This is a genomic window from Paenibacillus sp. FSL R7-0302 (assembly GCF_038006885.1).
GTDB lineage: Bacteria > Bacillota > Bacilli > Paenibacillales > Paenibacillaceae > Paenibacillus_AQ.
The window spans coordinates 1,267,579-1,290,890 of sequence record NZ_JBBOWB010000001.1; the positions used below are offsets into that span (position 1 = coordinate 1,267,579).

At 53.3% G+C, this 23,312-nt stretch carries 18 protein-coding genes; 17 read left to right on the top strand and 1 reads right to left on the bottom strand.

What is annotated here, in order from left to right:
* The first annotated feature begins 93 nt into the window (after positions 1-93).
* The 13 genes from MKY96_RS05500 (at position 94) to MKY96_RS05560 (ending at position 15,424) form a co-directional block, all read left to right on the top strand.
* Positions 94-1,083: a LacI family DNA-binding transcriptional regulator gene (locus MKY96_RS05500; RefSeq protein ID WP_340939030.1), complete on the top strand. Its 990-nt coding sequence runs from the start codon at positions 94-96 to the stop codon at positions 1,081-1,083.
* A gap of 508 nt (positions 1,084-1,591) precedes the next feature.
* Positions 1,592-2,566: a LacI family DNA-binding transcriptional regulator gene (locus MKY96_RS05505; protein ID WP_340939031.1), complete on the top strand. Its 975-nt coding sequence runs from the start codon at positions 1,592-1,594 to the stop codon at positions 2,564-2,566.
* 46 nt (positions 2,567-2,612) lie between these two features.
* The gene (locus MKY96_RS05510; RefSeq protein WP_340939032.1) at positions 2,613-3,545 is read left to right on the top strand and encodes an alpha/beta hydrolase; all 933 of its coding nucleotides are present in this window, start codon (positions 2,613-2,615) and stop codon (positions 3,543-3,545) included.
* Positions 3,546-3,642: 97 nt separating this feature from the next.
* Positions 3,643-4,599: a carbohydrate kinase family protein gene (locus tag MKY96_RS05515; RefSeq protein ID WP_340939034.1), complete on the top strand. Its 957-nt coding sequence runs from the start codon at positions 3,643-3,645 to the stop codon at positions 4,597-4,599.
* 13 nt (positions 4,600-4,612) lie between these two features.
* Complete coding sequence (gene gtfA / locus MKY96_RS05520) at positions 4,613-6,079, top strand: sucrose phosphorylase (RefSeq protein WP_340939035.1); 1,467 nt, start codon at positions 4,613-4,615, stop codon at positions 6,077-6,079.
* 26 nt (positions 6,080-6,105) lie between these two features.
* Positions 6,106-6,906 (top strand): alpha/beta hydrolase, encoded by an 801-nt coding sequence (locus tag MKY96_RS05525; RefSeq protein WP_340939037.1) that lies wholly within the window; start codon positions 6,106-6,108, stop codon positions 6,904-6,906.
* Between the two features lie 279 nt (positions 6,907-7,185).
* Positions 7,186-8,904, top strand: a complete 1,719-nt coding sequence (locus MKY96_RS05530; protein WP_340939039.1) for a sensor histidine kinase — start codon at positions 7,186-7,188, stop codon at positions 8,902-8,904.
* 1 nt (position 8,905) lies between these two features.
* Positions 8,906-10,501 carry a helix-turn-helix domain-containing protein gene (locus MKY96_RS05535; protein ID WP_340939040.1) on the top strand — a complete coding sequence of 532 codons (1,596 nt, stop codon included), beginning with the start codon at positions 8,906-8,908 and terminating at the stop codon, positions 10,499-10,501.
* A 228-nt stretch (positions 10,502-10,729) separates the two neighbouring features.
* Entirely contained in the window at positions 10,730-12,271 is a 1,542-nt protein-coding gene (locus MKY96_RS05540; RefSeq protein WP_340939041.1) for an ABC transporter substrate-binding protein, read from the top strand.
* A 70-nt stretch (positions 12,272-12,341) separates the two neighbouring features.
* Positions 12,342-13,271, top strand: coding sequence for an ABC transporter permease (locus tag MKY96_RS05545; protein ID WP_340939043.1), 930 nt, complete (start codon positions 12,342-12,344; stop codon positions 13,269-13,271).
* A gap of 12 nt (positions 13,272-13,283) precedes the next feature.
* On the top strand, positions 13,284-14,177 hold the full coding sequence (locus MKY96_RS05550) for a carbohydrate ABC transporter permease (protein WP_340939045.1): 894 nt from the start codon (positions 13,284-13,286) through the stop codon (positions 14,175-14,177).
* A 38-nt stretch (positions 14,178-14,215) separates the two neighbouring features.
* On the top strand, positions 14,216-15,022 hold the full coding sequence (locus MKY96_RS05555) for a Nif3-like dinuclear metal center hexameric protein (protein ID WP_340939046.1): 807 nt from the start codon (positions 14,216-14,218) through the stop codon (positions 15,020-15,022).
* A 279-nt stretch (positions 15,023-15,301) separates the two neighbouring features.
* Positions 15,302-15,424: a hypothetical protein gene (locus MKY96_RS05560; protein ID WP_340939047.1), complete on the top strand. Its 123-nt coding sequence runs from the start codon at positions 15,302-15,304 to the stop codon at positions 15,422-15,424.
* A gap of 91 nt (positions 15,425-15,515) precedes the next feature.
* On the opposite strand, the gene MKY96_RS05565 is transcribed toward MKY96_RS05560, so the two are convergent.
* The gene (locus tag MKY96_RS05565) at positions 15,516-17,090 is read right to left on the bottom strand and encodes a xylulokinase (protein ID WP_445671470.1); all 1,575 of its coding nucleotides are present in this window, start codon (positions 17,088-17,090) and stop codon (positions 15,516-15,518) included.
* Positions 17,091-17,894: 804 nt separating this feature from the next.
* On the opposite strand from MKY96_RS05565, the gene MKY96_RS05570 reads away from it, so the two are divergent.
* The 4 genes from MKY96_RS05570 to MKY96_RS05585 all read left to right on the top strand — a co-directional run bounded on the left by MKY96_RS05570 (position 17,895) and on the right by MKY96_RS05585 (position 23,275).
* Positions 17,895-19,478, top strand: a complete 1,584-nt coding sequence (locus MKY96_RS05570) for an acyl CoA:acetate/3-ketoacid CoA transferase (RefSeq protein WP_340939049.1) — start codon at positions 17,895-17,897, stop codon at positions 19,476-19,478.
* A 56-nt stretch (positions 19,479-19,534) separates the two neighbouring features.
* Entirely contained in the window at positions 19,535-20,770 is a 1,236-nt protein-coding gene (locus MKY96_RS05575) for an L-lactate MFS transporter (protein WP_340939050.1), read from the top strand.
* A 55-nt stretch (positions 20,771-20,825) separates the two neighbouring features.
* On the top strand, positions 20,826-21,779 hold the full coding sequence (locus tag MKY96_RS05580; protein WP_209994621.1) for a DUF561 domain-containing protein: 954 nt from the start codon (positions 20,826-20,828) through the stop codon (positions 21,777-21,779).
* Between the two features lie 110 nt (positions 21,780-21,889).
* Positions 21,890-23,275, top strand: a complete 1,386-nt coding sequence (locus MKY96_RS05585) for a sigma-54 interaction domain-containing protein (RefSeq protein WP_340939051.1) — start codon at positions 21,890-21,892, stop codon at positions 23,273-23,275.
* The last annotated feature ends 37 nt before the right edge of the window (positions 23,276-23,312 follow it).

Here is a 23,312-nt window from a genome sequence, read left to right on the forward strand (position 1 = left end):
TCCAAATGTTCACCGCAGTGACGATTACGCTTCAATAGCTGAAATCCATGCGAAATTCATCTATAATTGGAACTAAAAAGCAAGGTGGTTTCTATGGCGAATCTGAAGGATGTTGCGAAGCAGGCAGGACTTTCTGTGAATACAGTGTCCAGAGTCCTTAACAATAGAGGGTATATCAGTGACAAGACGAAGGAGAAGGTCTACCGGGTGATGAAGGAAATGAACTATCAGCCGAATGAAATGGCCCGGGCCCTGTTCCGCAAAAAATCCAATATGATCGGGCTGATCATCCCGGCGATTTCCCATCCTTTTTTTGCCGAGCTGACCGCCTATCTCGAATATTATGCAGACCTTAAGGGCTACAAGCTGCTGCTCTGCAATTCCAACCGTAACGTCTCCAAGGAAGTGGATTATATCGAGATGCTCAAAAAAAACCAGGTTGACGCCATCATCATGGGCAGTGCCGTGCTGGATGTGCAGCATTATCTTCACCTGGACCTGCCGATCGTCTCCTTCGACCGTGTCATCTCGGAGGATATTCCCGTGGTCACCTCGGATAATCTGGAGGGCGGGCGGCTGGCTGCCCGGTTATTAACCGGCCAGGGCTGCCGGCACACGGTCTATATCCAGCGGGGGATCGACGGTCCCCAGCATCACTTCATGCTGGCCGGCCTGAGAAAGCAGGGGTACGAAGAAGAGCTGAAGCGCGCCGGGCTTGCGCCGCTGTACTTGCAGCTGGAGGTCAATGAGGGGAGCTATACCGGAGGGGACACCGCCATTGCCGCCTACCTCCAGGAGCATCCTGAGATCGACGGCGTATTTGCCAGCAGTGATGTGATTGCCGCCGAGGTCATTCATGCCTGCAACTTGCTCGGCAAGGAGATTCCTTCAGCGATGCGCATTGTAGGCTATGATGATGTACAGCTCGCCTCCATGATCTCCCCGCGTCTAAGCACTGTCCGGCAGCCGATTCAGGAGATGAGCGAAGCCATTATGGAGCTGGCGGTCCAGCAGATCGAGGGTCAGGCGGTGGCGATGGTGAATACGTTCCCGGTAACGGCTGTGGAGCGCGGCACGACCTGATACCCAGGAAGGGCAGCTTCCCTGCCAGGATCTGCTCTAGAAGAGTAGCAGGTTTAATATTTGTGAATATTCCCGCAGCAGTCTTTGGATGCTGCAGGTAGCTGGAACGATAGCAACTGCATTTTGTACATTAGAATGCTGCAAAAAAGGCTTTAAAATAGAATCTATTGTACTCCGTACAATTGAATGTTGGAAAAAGGCCAATTTTCTCCTGAAACACGATATTCCAATGTATGAAATACAATAGAATCTCATTTTACAGTCAGCTATGCGTTTTCTATTGCAGGAAATACAATCACCTACTTGAATTTAGGAGTAGGAGTAGGAGTAGGAAACAGGGTGATATCAGCTTAATATTAGCCCAATGTTCTTGCTCAGACTTTAAAACCCTCGATGTTCATTATCGTTTTAAAGCTGATGCAGCCCTATTATATTAACCGGTTAACACAGAGCCATGCTCTGTTCCGCTGAACAGAGGAAGAAGGCTAACCCGGGTCAGGAGGTACGGATGGCTGTAACCATCAAAGATGTTGCCGAGAAGGTCGGCGTCTCCGTCACTACCGTCTCCCGTGTGCTGAATAACCGGGGATACCTCAGTGAGAGTCTGAAGCAAAAGGTAAACGATGCCATGGAGGAGCTGAATTACCATCCGAGTGAGGTGGCACGCTCCTTGCTGCGCAAGAAGTCCAATATAATCGGCCTGATTCTGCCGGATATCTCCCATCCGTTCTTCGGAGAGGTAACCAAGCATATTGAGGCCTATGCCTATGAACAAGGCTATAAGCTTATGCTGTGCAATTCCCTGCATCACAAGAAAAAAGAGAAAGAGTACATCGATCTGCTGCGGGCCAGCCGGGTTGACGGCATCATCATGGGCAGCCATACGATGAGCGTGAACGATTACAAGTCGATCAACCTGCCGCTGGTGTCGCTGGACCGCCAGATCTCTAAGTCGATTCCGTTCATTGCCTCGGATAACTATCAGGGGGGAGTGCTGGCCACCCGGCTGCTGCTAAGCAAAAAATGCCGGAGCATCGCCTATCTCAGCGGGAATCTGCGCCTGAATCTGCTGGCCAAGCAAAGGCATGACGGCTTCCTGGAGCAGATCAGAGGGCAGGATGTGGAGTACACTGTCCGGCAAACCGATCTGAACGGCTTCAAGTATAAGGATTACGAAAAGCTGGTCAGCAGTCTTTTTGAGGAACGCCCTGAGCTGGACGGCGTATTCGCGAGCAGCGATATGCTGGCATTGCAGGTGCTGAAGCAGTGCAGAAGGCTGGGCAGAGCCGTGCCCGGTCAAGTCAAAGTCATCGGCTATGACGGAATTGCTGCCCTGGATGCGGAGGATCTGACTACTATCGTCCAGCCGATCAAGAAGATGGGCGAGCTGGCCGTTCAATATCTGCTTCAGCAGATTGCCGGCGAGCCGGTCCCGCTGGAGACGATTCTTCCTGTCCGGTTATCGGAGAAGGGGACCACTTGAAGCACGCAGGATTCATTCACATAGAAGCGATATGGAGGGAATATAGATGAATTTCATTCACCGCGTGGCCCTGGAATTAAGAGAGGGGATGGCCGGATTGCCGCCGCTGCATTTGCCGGAGGATCTGGCCGCAGCCCGGAATATGATTCCGTTGCCTACAGAACCTTCGGACCGTGTCCGCATTACGGAGCGGGTCCTGATTGCCGGTTCCGGGCCGGTACGGATCAGAATCTATGAACCGGCGAAGCGGAGTAAGCATAAGCTGCCTGCCCTGCTCTGGACTCATGGGGGCGGCTATATTCTGGGCCAGCCGAGCGGTGACGATGCGTTATGCGAGAGCTTCGTCCTCGCGGCCAACTGTGTGGTCGTGTCGCCCGATTACCGCCTTGCCCCGGAGCATCCGTACCCGGCAGCGGTGGAAGACAGCTTCGCGGCATTGGTGTGGCTTGCAGATCCGGGGAATGATCTCCAGATTGACGGGGCCCGGATTGCCGTAGGCGGCGCGAGTGCGGGCGGCGGTCTGGCGGCTGCCCTGGCCCTGATGGCTAGAGATAAGGGCGGTCCGGCCCTCTGCTTCCAGCTTCCGCTGTATCCAATGCTGGATGACCGCAACATTACACCTTCGAGTTATGAGGTCACGCACCCGGCGGTGTGGAACCGGGCGAACAACCTGGTTGCTTGGGAGATGTACTTGGGCGGCCCTGCCGGAGGTGCAGACACCTCCCCTTATGCGGCACCCGGCCGTGCGGATCAACTGGCGGGACTTCCGCCCGCCTATATCTGCGTCGGACAGCTCGACCCGTTCCGTGATGAGACGATAGACTATGTGGCCCGGCTGGCACAGGCGGGTGTAGAAGTGGAATTTCATCTCTACCCGGGGGGCTATCATGGCTTCGAGCATGTTGTCCCTGCAGCCGAAGTCAGCCGCAGAGCCAGAGAGGGATACATCCATGCCCTGGCAAGAGCCTTGAACTCTTAAATTGTAAAAAGAGGACGGGTTTTTGAAAGTATTGTGTACACAGAGACCATAGAATGGATAGGACACAAGGATACTGGAGTACCAAGGGGGAGTGCGGGTGTTTAAACTCGGAGAGACAATACAATTTGAAGATCAGGCGAACGATGTGTTAACAGTAGGCGAGCTGCTCGTGGATATGATCTCCAATGAGTACGGCGAGGACACGGTAGGTGATGGATATACACGGTATTTTGGCGGATCGCCTTCGAATATTGCCATCAATGCGGGGAAGCTGGGCATCCGGTCGCATGTGGCTTCGGCGGTGGGCAGGGATAGCCTGGGCAACTATTTGATGAACCGGCTGCAGAGCGCCGGAATGGCGACAAGCGGCATCCAGCAGGTCGATGATTCTACCAGTATGGTGGTGATTAACAAGAGTCAGGCTACGCCGGTTCCGATCTTTTACCGTGCGGCGGATTACCGGCTGGAGTACAATGAAGCGCTGGAGCAAGCCTTGATTCATTCCAGAATTGTCCACTTCTCCTGCTGGCCGATTTCAAGGAATCCGTCCCGTGAGACAGTAGAGCGGGTGATCAAGACGGCAAGGAAGCATAAGGTGCTGATCGGCTTCGATCCCAACTATCATCCTTCGATCTGGCAGAAGGGGGAGGACGGGGTAGCCTATGTCAAAAGCATCATTCCGAAGGTGGATATCATCAAGCCTTCCGGGGATGACGCTGAGCGTCTGTTCGGACCCGGCACGCCGGAGGAGCAGATCGCCAGATTCCTTGCGCTTGGCGCGAAGCTGGTCATTCTGACGCTGGGCAAGGACGGGGCACTCGTCTCCACCGGAAGCGAAACGATGTCGTTTGCGACCAAGGCGACGCAGATTGAAGATACGACGGGAGCAGGAGATGCCTTCTGGTCCGGATTCTATACAGCTATTATCAAAGGGTATACGCTCACAGAGGCGCTGGAGCTTGGATTTGCTGTCAGCGCGTACAAACTGAAATTCACCGGTGCGGTAGTCGATCTGCCTGCGCTTGCGGTCATTAAGCAACAATTCAACCTGTAGGAGGCTTCTTAAGATGACACTGAAGAATCAAGTACAGTTAATTACCTATCCCGATTCGCTGGGCGGAGACCTGAAGCAGCTCCATCAGGTGCTGCAAGGTCCCTTCGCCGGGCTGTTTGCCGGGGGGATTCACATCCTTCCGCCCTTTCCTTCTTCGGGGGACCGCGGCTTTGCGCCGTTGACTTATCTGGAGATCGAGCCGGAATTCGGCAGCTGGGAGGACATCCGCAGCATCGGGGCAGAATTCGATGTGCTGGTGGATCTGATGGTCAATCATATCTCCAGGCAATCGCCGTATTTCCAGGACTTCCTGGAGCATGGCCGGGCTTCGGAATATGCGGATCTGTTCATCACTCTGGACAAGATCTGGGAGAATGGCGAGCCTGTGCGTGCGGATATCGAGAAGATGTTCCTGCGGCGGCCGCTGCCGTATTCTGCCTTCACTACCTCCGGAGGGGAGGAAGAGAAGGTGTGGACCACTTTTGGCAAAACCGATCCTTCCGAGCAGATTGATCTGGATATCCATGCTCCGCTCACCCGCGACCTGCTGCGGCAGTTCTTCCTGAACTTCAAAGCGCAGAATGTCAAGATTGTCAGGCTGGATGCCGTCGGGTACGTGATCAAGAAGCTGGGCACTAGTTGTTTCTATGTGGAGCCGGAGATCTATGAATTCCTGGACTGGATCAAAGAGATGGCCGATTCGCTGGATATCGAGCTGCTGCCGGAGGTGCACGCGCATCACAGTATCCAGACTAAGCTATCGGAATACGGCTGCTGGATCTATGATTTCATTCTGCCTTACCGCGTGCTTGAGGCGCTTACCGGCAAATCCAATACGGCGCTGTACGACTATCTGCGGACCCGCCCGCATAAGCAGTTCACGATGCTGGACTGCCATGACGGTGTTCCGGTGAAGCCCGACCTGGATGATCTGATCGATACCAAGGAAGCCCGGGAGCTGGTGGATCTCTGCGTGGAGCGCGGAGCGAACCTGAGCCTGATTCTGTCCGAGGAGCATAAAGCGCCGGACGGCTTCGATGTCCATCAGATCCGCTGCACGTATTACAGTGCGCTGAATGAGGATGACGATGCGTACCTGGCAGCCAGGGCGATTCAATTCTTCGCACCGGGTATTCCGCAGGTCTATTATGTAGGCTTGCTGGCCGGCCGCAATGATCTGGAGCAGGTCGCCCTGACGGGGGAAGGTCGGGAGATTAACCGCCATAACTATACGCTGGAGGAGATTGCAGCGGAGAGTGAGCGGGAGGTCGTGCAGCGGCTGATGAAGCTGATCCGTTTCCGCAATGAGTATAGCGCCTTCCAGGGAACCTTCCGGGTGCTTGAGGCAGAGGCGGATGAAATCAGGCTGATGTGGGAGCAGGGAGCAGCCTATTGCCGGCTGCATATTAACCTGCAGAACTATAAGACTGTTATCGAATATATAGATCAGCAGGGACAAGAAGCGGTATACTGGGTCTGATTCTAATTCGTTAAGGGGGAATGATGATGGCTACAATGCAAATCAGCCTGTTCTCAGCAAGTCTGAAGCGGGAGGTCACGATTCAGGCCATATTGCCGGTGGATCTGCCGGAGGGCTGGGGACTTCCGGCCTGGTCGGGCCAGCCCTTGAGATCGCTCTATCTGCTGCATGGCTTCTCCGGCAGCCAGAACGACTGGCTGAACTTCTCCAGGATCAGGGAGCTGGCAGACAGGCATCAAGTCGCAGTATTCATGCCGGCCGGGGAGAACCGCTTCTATGTAAATGATGAGCTAAGAGAAGAATACTACGGTGAGTATATCGGCAGGGAGCTGGTAGACTTCACCCGCAAGCTGTTCCCGCTATCAGCAGCCAGAGAGGATACCTGGATCGGCGGCTTATCGATGGGCGGCTACGGGGCGATCCGCAACGGCCTGAAATATGCGGAGCGCTTCGGCCGGATCATCGCCTTATCCTCGGCCTTAATTCCGTATAGAGTTGCCAATATTGCCCCAGACTATAAAGACGGAATTGCCAGTTATTCCTACTATGCCAGCGTCTTCGGCGATCTGAGCCGGCTGCTCGGCAGCGACAAGGACCCTGAGCAGCTGGTGCGTGACGTGAAGGCGCAGGGACTTGCCCTGCCGGAGCTATATATGGCATGCGGAACCGAGGATATGCTGCTGGATGTGAACCGCCGGTTCCATCAGTTCCTGGAAGGCGAGCAGGCCGCCCATTACTATGAAGAGGGCCCTGGCGACCATAACTGGGCCTACTGGGATAAGCATATTGAAGCTGCGCTGGATTGGGCGGCTGCTCCTGTGAGCTGATTAATAATTGGGAAAAGTGGCGGAAGGGAATTTTGGAACTGTAGGAGCGGTAGCGTCCGCCTTTGTGTTTGAATTTCTACCGCATAGTGCGGTTTAATTCAGGAAATTCAAACACAACAGCGGCCGGAAGTCCAAAACTTCTCTGGAGTCACGGCTATCCCAATACTAATAATTTTCACGTACTCAATCGCAAATTGCATACTTACACGCCCCTGGGTCTGGCCTAAGAAGGTATCGGCTCAGGGGCGTGCTGAATTCCGGGGAAAGGAAGAGGCGGGGATGATCCGTACCAACAGTATCGTGTTCAAATTTGCATTGCAGATGACAGTGATTCTTGCGATCCTGCTGTCCATCCTTGTTCTGAGTAACATCTACTCCCTGGAGGTGGTGCGGAGCAATGCACTGACCAGCTCGCGCAATACACTGGCCCTCTATCAGGCCAATATTCATAATAACTTCAACAACTTCTCCAAGGACCTCATAGAGGTGTTCGACCATAACGTGGATACTGCGGTGAATTCGGCGGGGATGGATGAGAACAGCCGGTATTTCAAGGTCCAGCAGCTCAAGAATAGCCTGCAGGCAAAAATAGTGGGTGATAATTCGAGCGACGGCATGTTCATCAGGCTCTCGGAGGAGCTGGTGCTGGAGCAGTTCAACCGCCGGATTCAATCGGAGGATAAGCTGGCTCTGGTGGATTTTATCAATATGCATAAATTCAGTACGGCTCCGGCAGCACCAAGCGGGGAATGGACGGTCTTCCAGATCCGCGGCGAGTCCTACTTGTTCAAATATATTTCGTATTCAGGGGTCAGCTTCGGAACGCTGGTGAAAGCGGACACGCTGCTGGCCATGGTCGACAGGGGAGGCAATGATCAGAACCGGTATGTGCTGAGTGACTCGGAGGGAATGATCCTGGCAGCGAATAATATCCCTCTTAATGAGGGGGATACGACGCTTGAGAGCTTAAGCAGGCAGTATCAGCGGGATTATCTGATTGTATCTGAACCGATCGGCGAGTTCGGGCAGATGACTCAAATGGTTGCCAAGGGCAGTCTGTTCTCGGGCCTGAAGCTGATTCAGTGGGGGATCGCCCTGCTGGCGGTGCTCTCGGTCATCGTGGTGCCGCTGGTGCTGAGATTCCTGACGAGGGATGTGCTGAGGCCGATTCTGGAGCTGGTGAAGGCGGCGAAGGCGGTCGAGCAGGGGCAGCTGGAATACCAGATTCCGCAGAATACCCCGTACTCCCTGGAATTCCTGAAGCTGTTCCATGCGCTGGAGTCCATGGTCAGTGAGATCAAGGATCTTAAGATTCAGTCCTATGAAGAACAGATCGAAATCAGCCGCGCCGAGATCAAGTATCTGCAGATGCAGATCCGGCCCCATTTTTTCCTGAATGCGATCTCAACAATTACGAGCCTAACCTATCAGAATAAAAATGAGGAGATCCGCCGCCTGATCCACCGCCTCTCCGAGCATCTCCGGTATATGTTCAGAGGGGGGCTGATGGAAGTGACGATGGAGGAGGAGATCCGGCATACTGAGAATTATATCCGGATGCAGGAGATCCGTTATCCGGAGCAGATTTTTTTTATGATCGAGATGCAGGAGGAAGCGCGGCAGGTGCCGGTTCCCCAATTCATGATCCAGACCTTTGTGGAGAATACGTTCAAGCATGCTATGTTCGTTCAGGAGCTGCTGTCTATTTTCATCAGGGTGCGGATGGAGCTGCGGGACGATAGTCCATTTGTCAGCATTGTCATTGAAGATAACGGGGCAGGCTTCGCTTCTGAATGGCTGGATCAGCCGGAGCGCGAAGAGGCAGGGGAGGACGGAGGCAGAGTGGGCATTGCCAATATCCGCAAGACCCTCAGACTGCTATACAAACGGGAAGATCTGCTTAAGCTGTCGAATATCGAGACTACAGGTGCGAGGGTTGAGCTGTGGATTCCTGTGAAGCCACTCGAATGGAGCCAGCCTGGCTTAGAGGGAGGATAATATGCGTTGTATGCTGATTGACGATGATATTCCTACAATTGAAGCGTTGCGCGGTATTGTGAACTGGGAGGAATTCGGAATTACGGAAGTGCTCACCGCTCATAATATACAGGATGCGAAGCAACTCTTCGAGAACGACGAGCCGGATCTGATGATTTGTGATATTGAAATGCCGCGCGGGTCAGGCATAGAGTTGATCAAGTGGGTCAGAGAGCGTCAATATGAAGGCGGATTCATCTTCCTGACCTGTCATGAGAGCTTCACCTTCGCCTCCAAGGCGATCTCGTATGACGCCGACTCGTATCTGGTCAAGCCGCTGGACAAGCAGGAGCTGGAAGCGGCGCTGCGCAAGTCGATGGATACGCTGAAGAACAAAATCATGTTAGGCGAATACAGCAAGCTGGGTCATGCGTGGCTGAAGAACCAGGATCTGATAGAACGCAGCTTCTGGAGCGATGTGCTGACGGCGACAATCTCTCCCCGGCGTGAGCTGATCCAGAGTGAGGTGCAGAAGCGGGAGCTGTCCGTCCCGGTGCAGGCAGAATACAGGCTGCTGCTGGTAAGCGTTCCCCGCTCCCAGATTGAACGGGAATGGGACGAGAGCATCTTCCACTACGCCCTCTCGAACCTGGTCTCTGAAATACTCAGCAGCCTGGTGGGCAGCGGCCGGATGATTGCCTATCAGATGGATAAGGTATTCTACAATGCGATCATTGCCGAGAATCCGGCGGATATGAAGGAGCTGGAGGCGAGCGCCGGAGAGATCATCCGGCTGTCCAGGCAGTATCTGAAATGTACGGCTACCTGTTACTTCAGTGAGCCTGCGGCGATCTCCCGCCTGGCGCAGCTTAAGACGGAGCTGGAGCAGGCGGACGAGTCGAACATTATTTTCCGGGGGAAGCTGCATTTGCCGAATAAGCCCTTCCAAGTGGATCTGACCGAGCGCTTCACCCTGGATACGGAGCTGTTCACCCTGCTGTTCGTCCAGAAGGAGAAGGCTCAGATTGTGAACCGGCTCAAGAAAGAACTGGAGCTGCTGACGAGTCTGAACAAGCTGGATGCGGCTACGCTCCATTCGATCCGCGAGGACCTGCTTCAGGTGGTCTATTCGCTGCTCGCGCGCCACCACATTCAAGCCCACCGGCTCTTCGAAGGTGAGCTCAGCCAGCAGTTGGCCCAGGATGCCGAGAGCAGCGTGTTCGACTTCATGAAATGGGCGCAGGCGCTGACGGACAAGACGCTCGATTCCATTAAGGAGGTGCTGCAGTCCGAAGGGGTAGTCGAGCGGGCCAAACGCTTCATTCAAGAGCACTATACCCAGGATCTGAGCCGGGAGGATGTTGCAGCCAGCGTTTATCTGACCGCGGATTATTTGGCCAAGGTGTTCAAGAACGGGACCGGCCAGACCGTAAAGGAGTACCTGAACGACTGCCGGATCAGAGCAGCGAAGCAGAGGCTGGTGGAGAGCACGGCAAGCATCGGGGAGATTGCCATGGATACCGGCTTCGATACCCTTTCCTATTTCTCCACTGTGTTCAAAAAATGGACAGGCGAAACCCCGGCGGCCTACCGTTCCAAGCACAAATCCGCCTTATAGTCATGACAAGGATGACCATTAGGAAGCTCCGCTTCTCCTACCGGAGGCGGAGCTTCTTGCTTCGTTGGCAGGAATCATTCCTAGGGTGTAACTTAGCTATGCAGAGCCGCACGTCCCGTCACCCGCCCAGTGCGGTTTTTTATAAAAACAGCCCGTATTATTGAAAGCCCGCCCCCTCCAGGGCAAGTACAATGAGAATGTAAATATAGAACAGGAGGCATGATGACAATGAAGAAAAAGGGGTTAGGTTCACTGCTGCTGTCCATGGTAATCTGCGGTTCGCTGCTCTCCGCCTGCGGCGGCAATTCCAATACATCGTCCAAGAATTCCGGGGATACGGAAGCTAAGGCCAAGGTGGCTGAGATTGTATTCGCACTGCCCTCCTTCAACCGGATTCCCGACGATCTCAGTAAGGTAACGGATGCGATCAACGCCATCACAACGGAGAAGATCGGGGTGAAGGTGGACTTCCGTCTCTTCGGCCCGGCCGATTACGCCCAGAAGGTCAATCTTGCGCTCCAGAGCGGGGAGAAGATGGATGTCTTCACCACGCTCGGACAATTCTCCAACTATGTATCCAAGAGCCAGGTGGCTCCGCTTGAAGAGCTGCTTACTGAACACGGCAAAGAGCTGACAGCCATTCTGGACAAGGACTTCGGGCCGGATATTCTCAAAACCACCACGATGGACGGACATATCTACGGCATTCCTGTGAATAAAGGGATGGCGCTGCCGACCAATATCATCTACAACGCGGATATGCTGGCAGAGGCGGGCGTAGCAGCAGACTCCATCCAATCGGTAGAGGATCTGCCTGCTGTGTTCGGCGCCGTGAAGCAGAAGCTGCCGGATGTGGTTCCGTTCGGCCCGATCAACGTGAATCCGACGGATACGGGACTTGTGAACTGGATGAAAGGTGCCAGCAAGGTGGATTACTTGACTGATACCACCGGAGTAGGTGTTGTGATCGGTGACAACGGGAAGGTCGTGAACTTCTACGAATCGGATGTCTTCAAGAACGGGATTCAGATGATGAGAGACTGGTTCGAGGCCGGATATCTGCAGAAGGATACCGCAACTACGACGATTACAGCGATGGAGATGGTATCCTCCGGACGCGGGTTCTCTTTCCTGGGCGGCTACAGCGGCATGGAGGTTGGCAAGCAGCTGAGTGCGCAGGTCGGCAAAAACATTGAGACCAAGCGCATCGCTCCGTTCTATTTCGATACCAGTGCGGTGAATTCCGTAACCTGGATGGTCTCCAGCACCTCGAAGGAGACGGAGGCCGCTGTGAAGTTCCTGAACCTGCTCTACACCGACAAAGAGCTGATTAACACTATTCTCTTCGGAATCGAAGGGGAGGATTACATCAAGGTAGATGAGCATCATGTGAAATTCCCGGAAGGCATGGATGCCAATACGGTACCTTATACAGCCATGCTTAGCTCAGGGATCGTAGGCTCCGAATCGCTTCAGTATCAGCTGGAGGGAATCAATTGGTCGGATGTGGAGCTGAAGCTGAAGGAGAATAAGGATACCGCAAGATCGCCGTATTTCGGCTTCATCTTCGACCAGGGTCAAGTGAAGACGCAGATAAGTGCTGTGAATAACGTGGTCAGCCAGTTCCTGCCGGCGCTGGTCAGCGGATCGGTGGACCCGGAGACCATCATTCCGAAATTCATCAGTGCGCTGAAGGATGCGGGTGCAGAGGCTATTATTGACAGCAAGCAGCAGCAACTGGATGCGTGGCTTGCCGCACAACAGCAATAACTATTATATGAATGTGCTGAGGGCGGAGCGGTAACAGAGGCTCTGCCCCCGGCCATGGAGGTGAACCGGCATGACTGCCAGACGCAAGTCCCCATCCAAGCCGCTCAAAAAAACATTGCCGCTCCTCATACTGGCGGGCCCAGGCCTGCTGTATTTTCTCATTAACAGCTATTTCCCCATGTTCGGGGTGTTCATCGCCTTCAAGGATGTCAATTATGCCAAAGGCATCTTCGGCAGTGACTGGATCGGCTTCAAGAACTTCACCTTTCTCTTCCAGACCAGTGACGCCTGGATTATGACCCGCAACACGCTGCTGTACAACCTGGCGTTCATCGCGCTGGGAACGGTAGTCTCAATCATCATTGCCATTCTGATGTCGGAGCTGCTGAATAAGCTGTACTCGAAGCTGTTCATGACCGGGCTGATTCTGCCGAACCTGATCTCGATGATCGTGCTTTCGCTGCTCGTCTTCGCGTTTCTGAATGCTGACAGCGGGTTCGTGAACCATTCGATTCTGCGGCCGCTGGGTATACCGGAGATCAACTGGTATTCGGAGGCGAAGTACTGGCCGTACCTGCTGGTCCTCATTCAGATATGGAAGACGGCAGGCTACGGATCGATTGTTTATTTTGCCTCGATTGCCGGTATTGACAAGAGCATCTATGAGTCGGCCAAAATCGACGGTGCCGGGAAGCTCAAGCAGATCCGCATGATTACCCTGCCGCTGCTGAAGCCGACCATTATTGTGCTGGTGCTGATGTCGATGGGCCGGATTTTCAACTCCGACTTCGGCTTGTTCTATCAGGTGCCCATGAACTCCGGTGCGCTGTACAGCACTACCCAGACGATTGATACGTATGTCTACCGCGCTTTGATGCAGCTCAATGATATAGGAATGTCGGCCGCCGCCGGTCTGTATCAGTCGCTGGTCGGCTTTGCGCTTGTGCTTACGGTCAATGCCATCGTCAAGAAGGTCAATCCAGAAAACGCATTGTTCTAGGAGGAAATTCGGATGATCCAAACAAGAGGAGAACGAACGTTTACGGTGTTTTCTGCGGTCGTGATGATCCTGCTGACGGTTTTTGCTTTTTTACCCTTTCTGCTGATTGTGATCGCTTCGTTCACCAATGAGACGACCCTGATCCGCAACGGGTACAGCTTTTTCCCGGAGCAGCTAAGTCTAGATGCGTACCGGTACATTAAGTCCTCGGCGTATATTTTCATCAGAGCCTACGGGGTTTCCTTTCTGGTGACGATCCTCGGAACCGCGATAGGACTGCTGATAACAAGCATGCTGGCTTATCCAATGTCGCGTTCTGATTTCAAATATCATAATACGCTGGCCTTTGTTGTATTTTTCACCATGCTGTTCAGCGGGGGGATTGTGCCTTCGTACATCATGTGGACCCAGTATTTCCATATCAAAAACACGCTGTGGGCGCTGATCCTGCCCAATCTGCTGGCGAACGGGTTCAACGTCCTGCTGGTCCGTAACTACTTCAAGAATAATGTGCCGCTGGAGATTATCGAAGCCGCCCAGATCGACGGTGCCTCGGAGCTGCGGACCTTCTTCCGCATCATGCTTCCGCTGTCCATGCCGGTCATGGCAACCGTCGGGATGTTCATGGGCCTGGCTTATTGGAATGACTGGATTAATGCGTTATATTTTGTATCTAAGCCGCAATTGTACGGGATTCAGAATCTGCTGATGCAGCTGATGAGCAACATCCAGTTCCTCAATTCCGGCCAGGCCGGGAATGTACTTGGAGCTGACACGGTATCGCTGCCAAGTACAGCGGTGCGGATGGCGATGGCGGTGCTGGGCATTGTGCCGGTGCTGTTCGTCCTGCCGTTCATGCAGAAGTACCTGACCCGCGGCGTGATTATTGGTGCGGTCAAAGGCTGACAGGCTGACAATAAATAGATGAAGAGGAGAATGAGCGTATGAACGTGCAAGAGGTCATTGACCGGATTCTGCTCGATTGCTGCGGGGGACGGAGGCTGGAGCAGACCTGTGATGTGCTGGCGAGCGGCAGGGAAGAGATGGAAGTTACGGGGATTGTCACTACGTTCATGGCTACCGTAGATGTCATCAAGGAAGCCATTGCGATTGGAGCCAACCTGATTATCACCCATGAGCCAACCTACTTCACTGGCAAGGATACGCTGGACTGGCTTCAGCAGGACCCGGTATATCTGGCGAAGAAAAAGCTGATTGAGGAGCACGGCATTACGATCTGGCGCTTCCATGACCATATGCATCTGGCGGATACGGACCGGATCTATGACGGACTGCTGAAGGAGCTGGATTGGGCGGATAAAAAGCTGGATGACAAGGACGCCTGGGGGTATCTGATCGAAGAGACTACCGTGGGCGAGTTGGCCGGGTTCCTGAAGCAGCGGCTGGGGATGAAGGTGATTCAGATCGTCGGCAACCCGGAAGCGCCCTGCTCCCGTATCGGCATACTTGTCGGCGGCGGAAGTCTGGGCTTGGGCCGGGAACAGATGCCGATGGAGCTGATGCAGGAGAAGGGTCTGGATGTGATGGTCTGCGGCGACATTACCGAGTGGACCTTATGTGCTTATGTGAACGATGCCGCCATGCTGGGCATGAACAAGGCGATGATCGTGATCGGTCACGAACGCTCCGAGGAATGGGGCATGAAGTATATGGCGCAGTGGCTGGCGCCGCTGGTGGACGGGGTTCCGGTTACCTTCGTGGATGCAAAGGAGCCGTTTGTGTATTTGTGAGACATTGGGCGGATGCTGAGTGAACGGGGCATTGTTCAACGAGCGTTCCGCTGTTTCGCCGTTGTTCCGCCACTGTTTCACTGCTCCTGTCGCTGTTCCGCCAACATTCCTCCATCATTCCATCCTCTGGGGTCTGCACCTGGGTGGACGGACTGGAGAGCCCTTATTTTGAGGAAAAGCCTACTTTACACCGCCTATCGGACTGAGATGCTCTTATTCATCCATTGATTGATTTCAATCGGTGGAATTACCACCAATAAGAGCCCTGGAGTCCGTTACTTGCGTGAAAAGCGGCTTTTGCGCGGAATAAGCGCCTCTCAGTCCGCCGGGCAGATCACGCAGAGTCAAATGCAAATGATGCTGGGCCTGGCCCAGGCCAGTTATGCCGCAAGCGTGGCATAAATCAAAGGCAGCCATCCCCCGCTACGGGAGTATGGCTGCCTTTTATACTACTGCAAGACGTAATTGCCCGTAGCTCTGTACTTTATTATTTTCATACGAAATCTCCTCTCTTCCGGTTCTCCAGTAAATGATCTACCGCCGCCTGCTCGATGGGCAGCCCCTTGGTGTAACGCTCCATATAGAGGGCAAAGCCGTCCACATCTGCAGGGTCAGGCGATACCTCCTGTCCTTCCACATGACAGAACACCTTAGAGGCCAAGTAATCCGCCAGGCTCTCATCCGGCTCCTTATGCATCATATAAGAGGCTAGAATTGCTATTCCCCATGCGCCACCCTCACTGGCCGTAGACATGACCGATACGGGAACGTTCAGCGCAGCGGCACAGATCCGCTGTCCGACCTGCGGGGTGCGGAACAATCCGCCGTGCGCTGAAATACGGTCAATCGTTACCCGTTCCTGCCCGGTCAGAATCTCCATTCCGAGTCTTAACGCAGCGAAGGCGCTATACAGATGCACCCTCATGAAGTTAGCCAGCGTGAAGCGGCTCTTCGGCGAACGGACGAATAGCGGACGCCCCTCAGCAAGTCCGGTGATATTCTCGCCTGAATAGTAGCCGTAGCTCAGCAAGCCGCCGCCATCCGCATCCGCTTCCAGTGCCTGATTCAGCAGAACGCTGAATAACTGATCCATGTCGGGCGTTCTCCCCATAGCCTCATGGAATTCACGGAACAAGCCGACCCAGGCATTCAGATCGCTGGAGCAGTTATTGGCAAGAACCATAGCAACCGGGCTGCCTTCCGGTGTATTCACAATATCAATCTCAGGGTGGACCGCACTTAGATTCTTCTCCAGTACAAACATGGCAAAGACCGATGTCCCCACGGAAATATTGCCGGTACGTTTCCTCACACTATTCGTAGCAACCATACCTGTTCCGGCATCGCCCTCCGGAGGGCATAGCGGAATACCGGCCTGCAAATGGCCTGACGGGTCGATCAGCCTGGCGCCTGCTTCACTGAGATTTCCTGCATTCTTACCGGCCGTATACACGGTAGGCAGGATATCTTGCAGCTTCCATGGGTAGCCCCTGCCGGCAATTAGACTGGTGAACTGCTGCACCATAGCTTCATTGTATTGCTTCGTTGCTTCATCGATGGGGAACATCCCGGAGGCATCCCCGATCCCGAGAGCCCTGCGGCCCGTCAGCAGTAAGTGAATGTAACCCGACAGAGTCGTAAGATAATCTATCCGGGCAACATGCTCTTCACCGTTCAAAATAGCTTGATACAAGTGGGAGATACTCCAGCGCTCGGGGATTTTGAACTGGAATGACCTGCTTAGCTCCGCTGCGGCTGCGCCAGTAGTAGCATTGCGCCAGGTACGGAAGGGAACCAGCAGCTCTCCCGCCTGGTCCAGCGCAATATATCCCTGCATCATGGCCGAGCAGCCTATAGAGCCGACGGTTTGCAGAGTGACGCCATAAGTCTGCTGAACCGCTTGCTGTAATTGCTGATAGGCGGCTTGCAGCCCATGAATCACTTCACTGAGATCATAAGTCCAGTACCCCCCGAGGAATCGATTCTCCCATTCATACGTACCGGATGCAATCGGTGCAAAGTGGTGATCCATCAGCACAGCCTTGATTCGCGTAGACCCGAACTCCATCCCAAGCGACGTTTCTCCCCGGACAATCGCTTGTTTAACTGAATACCCCACAATAGCGCTTCCCCTCTCCAGTTAAAATTGTCCAGAATATAACATATGCGAAGGAAATTGTACAACCCTGTTGGTCCTTTTTGAACCGTTAATTCCCTGATCCGCTGTTGCAAATCTGCAATTAGCCCTCCGCAAGAAAAATATTTTATTTTTTTTGGCCGCGCTAAAATGTCTTGAAGTCTCATCTCCAACACTTTGTCTGATCCGCCGGGCAGGATATGTCATGGAACGCTTGATTTCATACCCAGCCAACCCGGATGGAGAAAAAAAGTGTGGTTTTTTTGCGACTCACAGACCCCGCGGGAATACAGATGAAGCACTAAAGAAATTAACGAAAAGCAAAAAGAAGCGGAGGGGAAATTTGGAACTGGAGGAGCGGTAGCGTCCGCCTGAAAGCTTTCCATAGGAAAGCTAGCATCGGAAGCATCAGCTGTTACCGGATTTCAACCGCTATTAGCGGTAAAAATCAAGAAATCTGGTGGCGGGCAGCGGCCGGAAGTCCAAATGTTCACCGCAGCGACGACCAAGCTTTGAGTTCAAACAAGCCAGTCGCAAAAAAACAACAGAAAAATACCTTGAATTCAAGGCATTTTGGAGCTATTGACCGGTCTTTTTTTCTGTATTACGATGACCTTGAGAAAACTTTCACAAGGAAATTGAGACACACAGAGCAGCAATTAGGAGACACACAGAAGGGCCATTATTTTTTTAACAACTGTAGTGAAATAATTCACATAAAGAGGAGCAGATGAAATGACAAAAGTAATTTCAGCAGCCAAAGCAGCGGAACTTATCAAGGACGGGGATACCGTAGCAGCAAGCGGATTCGGATTATCCTGCTGGGCAGAAGAGATGGGGATCGCCATTGAAGAGCGCTTCGTGAAGACCGGCGAACCGAAGAATCTGACCGTAATGCATGCCAGCGCAGTCGGCAACCGCCGCGATAAGGGCATGAGCCACCTGGGACATGAAGGCCTCATCAAACGCTGGATTGGCGGTATCGCCATCGCTTCCCCCGGGCTAGCTAAGCTGATTGAAGAGGATAAATGCGAAGCCTACAACCTGCCTCAGGGTGTGATTACCCAGCTCTACCGGGAGATTGCCGCCAAGCGCCCGGGTGTGATTACCAAGGTGGGTATGGAGACCTTCGTTGATCCCCGCGTTGAGGGCGGCAAGATGTCCCCGTCCACCAAGGAGGACATTGTGAAGGTGATTGAACTTGAAGGTGAAGAGTGGCTGTTCTACAAGGCCTTCCCGATTCAGATCGCCCTGATCCGTGGAACCGTAGCGGACGAGAACGGCAATCTCACCTTGGAAAAAGAAGGCCTGCACATGGAGGTTCTGCCGATCGCCCAAGCGGTCCGCAACTCCGGAGGCATCGTGATCGCCCAGGTAGAGACCGTAGCCAAGAACGGCACGCTCCATCCGAAGGATGTGAAGGTTCCGGGCATTCTGGTAGATTACCTCGTCGTGTCCACCCCGGAGAATCATTACCAGACCGAGAATACACAGTACAATCCGGCCTTCTCCGGTCATGTCAAAGTGCCGGTGGATTCGATTGAAATCCTGCCGCTGGATGAGCGCAAAATCATCTCCCGCCGCACAGCCGTAGAGCTTCAGCCGAATACCATTCTGAATCTCGGAGTCGGCATCCCGGTGAATGTAGCGAACATTGCGGCTGAAGAGGGCGTAGACGACCAGCTCATTCTGACGACAGAGGCAGGCTCGATCGGCGGGGTTCCCGCAGGGCTGAAGGACTTCGGCCATGCGTACAACTCCGAGGCGATTGTAGATCATGATGCCCAGTTCGATTTCTATGACGGCGGCGGCATTGACCTGTCCGTCCTTGGCCTGGCCCAGACGGATGAGTCGGGGAACGTCAATGTCAGCAAATTCGGCACACGGGTAGCGGGCTGCGGCGGATTCATCAATATCTCTCAGGCGGCGAAGAAGCTGGTGTTCGCGGGTACTTTTACAGCGGGCGGGCTGCAGATTAAGGTAGAGAACGGCAAGCTGCACATCGTTCAAGAGGGCAAAGCCAAGAAATTCATCAAAAAGGTACAGCAGATCACCTTCAGCGGATCCTATGCCGCCAAGGTACAGCAGCCGGTTGTGTATGTTACGGAACGCGCCGTCTTTGAACTGCTGAACGGTAAAATGACCTTAACCGAAATCGCGCCAGGCATCGACCTGCAGACAGAGATTCTGGATCAGATGGACTTCAAGCCGGTCATTTCACCGGACCTGAAGGAGATGGACGCGGCCATGTTCCAGGAGAACTGGGGTAAGCTGAAGTCGATGATCGCGGACAAGAACCGGGTGCTGCAGGAAGTGTAGTCAATGTAAGCACCGCAAGCTGAACTTATACAACTAACTAAAAAAGGGATGATACCATGAACGTACAGTTGAACCGCTGGAGGATCTTGATTGCATCAACGATCATTAATATCTGTGTAGGCGCCATTTATGCTTTCAGTATTTTCGCACTGCCATTAACGAAGGTCTTCAGCGTGAGCATGCCGGATATTATGATTGCTTTTACCATTAATGCAGCAATTTCCCCGATTCCGATGATCCTGGGCGGTAAGCTGGTGGATAAAGGGGGAGCGAGGAAGGCGGTCTTCATCGGCGGAGCGATGTTCGGGATTGGTTTCATTCTCTCCGGCCTGGCTACTGCACCTTGGATGCTGTATATCACCTATGGTGTCATTACCGGGATTGGCCAGGGAATCGTATATTCCTCGACCATTGGCAACAGCGTGAAGCTCTTTCCGGATAAAAGAGGTCTGGCAGCAGGGATTGTTACAGCCGGATATGGCGGCGGCACCATCGCTATTGCTCCTATCGCTAATGCCTTAATCACCAGCAATGGTGTACAATCTGCTCTAATTACGCTCGGTGTTGCTTTTCTGGTGATTATTCTGGGACTTGGCCTGCTCGTCAAACCCGCCCCGGCCGGTTATGCTCCTGAAGGCTGGACCCCTCCGGTAACCGGAGCAGCCAAGGCCGGAGTGAATGTACCATGGCATGAAATGATCAAGAAGCCGTTATTCTATGTGATTGCCTGCCTGTTCCTGATCGGTGCCCTGTCTGGTATGATGGTAACCGCGAATGCATCGGTAATCGGTCAAAAAATGTTCGGTTTAACCGCAGCCGCCGCAGCACTCTACGTAAGCTTGTACTCGCTGAGCAACTGCCTGGGCCGTGTATTCTGGGGCGCAGTGTCCGATAGAATCGGCCGCGTGAAATGCCTGCTCATGATTTATCTCGTCATTGCGGCGATGATGCTTACGATTGCTCTATCCTCTTCTGTAGCCGGATTTGCTGTCGCCATTGCCGGAATCGGCCTGTGCTTCGGCGGAACAATGGGCATCTTCCCGTCCATTGTCGGTGAGAAGTTCGGCATGAAATATTACGGCGTGAACTACGGGGTCACCTTCATCGGCTACTCGGGAGCCGCGTTCTTCGGCCCGAGAATTGCCGGCAGTGTAGCGGCAGCCAATGACGGCAACTTCACGAATGCCTTTTACATCGCGCTGGTCATCTCCCTGGTTGGCTTCGCCCTAACCTTCGTCTACAAAGCGATGGAGAAGCAGAAGCCCGAGCCGGAAGTGGCTAAGGCGGCTTAAGGAAAGGCCGGAAGTTCAAATAAACAACATTAATTAATATATGGAGGTAATTATAATGTCGATTACACAACTGTTAGGAATTAAATATCCGATTTTCCAGGGCGGTATGGCTCAGATTGCTGTGTCTCCGCTGGTAGGCGCTGTGTCCAATGCGGGCGGGCTGGGTATTATCGGCTCAGGCGGATTCACCGCCGACCGGCTCCGTGACGAGATCCGCAAGGCCAAAGCAAGCACTGACAAGCCTTTTGCCGTCAACCTGATGCTGATGATGAACAATATCCCTGAGCTGATCCAGGTTATTATTGAAGAAGGCGTGAAGATTGTAACTACAGGCGCAGGTACACCGGCTCCATATATGCCCATTCTGAAGGAACATGGCATTATCGTGATTCCGGTAGTCCCTTCCGTCAAAATCGCCAAGAAAATGGAAGCGCTCGGTGTGGATGCGATTGTAGCCGAGGGAACCGAAGCGGGCGGACATGTGGGTGAGACTACAACCATGGCTCTGCTTCCACAAGTCGCCAGTGCGGTATCCATTCCGGTAATTGGCGCCGGCGGGATTGCCGATGGACGCGGGATTGCCGCTGCTTTTGCACTCGGAGCGCAAGGGGTTCAGGTTGGAACCCGGTTCCTCGCGACCGTGGAATGCCCGACACACGAGAATTTCAAGCTGGCGGTTATCAACGCAGATGATACCAGCACAACCGTAACTGGCCGCAGCCTTGGCGGTCCGGTAAGAAGCATCAAGAACAGCATGATTGCCGAGTTCCTCAGAATGGAGAATGAGAAGGCTTCGCGCGAAGAGCTGGAGAGCTTAAGCCTGGGTTCCCTGCGCAGAGCCGTATTTGAAGGAGATACCGATACCGGCTCCGTCATGGCAGGACAAATTTGCGGCATGGTCAACAAGATTACCACCGTGGAAGAGATGATTACCACCATGTTCGCTGAGGCGCAGGAAGTCATGGAGAAGATGGGGAAAGTAACCTTTGAATCCGTAGTTCATGCTTAATTAAAGTTTGATCTGCATTAGCCAAGTGGTATCATTTAAATAATGATGCTGTTTGGCTTTTTGTCTAGCCGGAATGTAAGCGTTCATATTATGGTATAGGACTGATGAATGTGACCAAAAAAAACAAAAATACAGGGAAACCCGCGCTCGACGAATTCGTGGAAGAATATCCGTCAACGTTATTTGTTACCGATCAGAACGGGAATATCCTGATTTCCAATGAATTCACCGCTCTAACCATCGGCATCCATCTGGAGGAGCTGCTCAAGGCGAACGTCCAGGATCTGGTGAAGGCGGGCTATTACAGTCATTCCATCACGATGGAGGCTATTGCGACGAAGCAAAAGGTAACCAATACCGTCAATACCTCCAGAGGCTTCCATGTGTTCTCGTCGGCGATTCCCATTCTGGATAAGGACGGGGAGGTACAGCTGGTAGTTACCACCTCCAATGAATTCAGCCAGGAGCATAACTATTATGAAGCGAATGTGCCAGTGGCCCAGCAGATCCATAAGCAGTTAGGCGGTGCTGCCGCAGAGAAGAAGAAGGGAATTGTGGCCGAGAGTCTAGCGATGAAGCAGATTATCAAGGTGTGCAACCAGATTGCTTCTTACGACAGCAAGGTGCTGATCTACGGCGAATCCGGGACGGGCAAAGAGGTGATCGCCAAGTATATCCATCTGAAGAGCGAGAAGTGGAAGGGGCCGTTCATTCCGATTAACTGCGCTGCGATTGCTCCGGCTCTATTCGAATACGAATTGTTCGGGTACGAGAAGGGCGTCCTTGAAGGTCAGACCGAGGTCAAGGCGGGTATGATCGAAATTGCGAGCGGCGGAGTGCTGTTCCTGGATGAGATTGCAGATCTGCCGATGGAGATGCAGGCCAAATTATTGCGGGTGCTTGAAAATAATGAAGTGAGACGCGTGGGCGGCATTACCAATATTCCGGTCCATTGCCGCGTGATTGCAGCTACCAACCGGGATCTGTGGAGTCTGGTCAAAAAGGGGCTGTTCCGCGAAGATCTGTATTACCGGATTAATGTGATTCCGATTCATATTCCGCCGCTGCGCAACCGGAAGCTGGACCTGGTAGGGTTAATCTCCAGCTTCATCACCAGCTTCAATGAGATGTACGGCAAGAAATATGTGCTGAGTGCCGAAGAATTCGATAAGATGCTGAACCAGCCCTGGCATGGGAATGTTAGAGAATTAAGGAATTACATCGAGCGGCTGGTGGTGACCGAGCATGTGGGCCAGAGCGTACAGGAAGAGGAGCAGATTGGCGACTGGTTCTCCCTCGACCACTTCATTGAGAAGAATAAGCATCAGCTCGCAAGTCTGAAGGATTTCACTGCCGTGGCGGAGGGACATTATATCCAAAAAGTACTGCAGGATTGTAACGGGAACGGCACGGAGGCAGCCAAGCGCCTGAACGTTGACCGGTCGGTAATCTACAGAAAGCTGAAGAAGATGGAAGAGGTGCTGAGATTTAAATGAACCTATTTCCAGGATAAGACGTATTATCACTATGCGT

Coding starts and splice junctions, on each gene's coding strand:
- MKY96_RS05570 (WP_340939049.1), top strand. CDS start 17,895: ATGACAAAAGTAATTTCAGCAGCCAAAGCAGCGGAACTTATCAAGGAC.
- MKY96_RS05555 (WP_340939046.1), top strand. CDS start 14,216: ATGAACGTGCAAGAGGTCATTGACCGGATTCTGCTCGATTGCTGCGGG.
- gtfA (WP_340939035.1), top strand. CDS start 4,613: ATGACACTGAAGAATCAAGTACAGTTAATTACCTATCCCGATTCGCTG.
- MKY96_RS05505 (WP_340939031.1), top strand. CDS start 1,592: ATGGCTGTAACCATCAAAGATGTTGCCGAGAAGGTCGGCGTCTCCGTC.
- MKY96_RS05565 (WP_445671470.1), bottom strand. CDS start 17,090: ATGGAGTTCGGGTCTACGCGAATCAAGGCTGTGCTGATGGATCACCAC.
- MKY96_RS05525 (WP_340939037.1), top strand. CDS start 6,106: ATGGCTACAATGCAAATCAGCCTGTTCTCAGCAAGTCTGAAGCGGGAG.
- MKY96_RS05545 (WP_340939043.1), top strand. CDS start 12,342: ATGACTGCCAGACGCAAGTCCCCATCCAAGCCGCTCAAAAAAACATTG.
- MKY96_RS05580 (WP_209994621.1), top strand. CDS start 20,826: ATGTCGATTACACAACTGTTAGGAATTAAATATCCGATTTTCCAGGGC.
- MKY96_RS05510 (WP_340939032.1), top strand. CDS start 2,613: ATGAATTTCATTCACCGCGTGGCCCTGGAATTAAGAGAGGGGATGGCC.
- MKY96_RS05500 (WP_340939030.1), top strand. CDS start 94: ATGGCGAATCTGAAGGATGTTGCGAAGCAGGCAGGACTTTCTGTGAAT.
- MKY96_RS05575 (WP_340939050.1), top strand. CDS start 19,535: ATGAACGTACAGTTGAACCGCTGGAGGATCTTGATTGCATCAACGATC.
- MKY96_RS05540 (WP_340939041.1), top strand. CDS start 10,730: ATGAAGAAAAAGGGGTTAGGTTCACTGCTGCTGTCCATGGTAATCTGC.
- MKY96_RS05550 (WP_340939045.1), top strand. CDS start 13,284: ATGATCCAAACAAGAGGAGAACGAACGTTTACGGTGTTTTCTGCGGTC.
- MKY96_RS05535 (WP_340939040.1), top strand. CDS start 8,906: ATGCGTTGTATGCTGATTGACGATGATATTCCTACAATTGAAGCGTTG.
- MKY96_RS05530 (WP_340939039.1), top strand. CDS start 7,186: ATGATCCGTACCAACAGTATCGTGTTCAAATTTGCATTGCAGATGACA.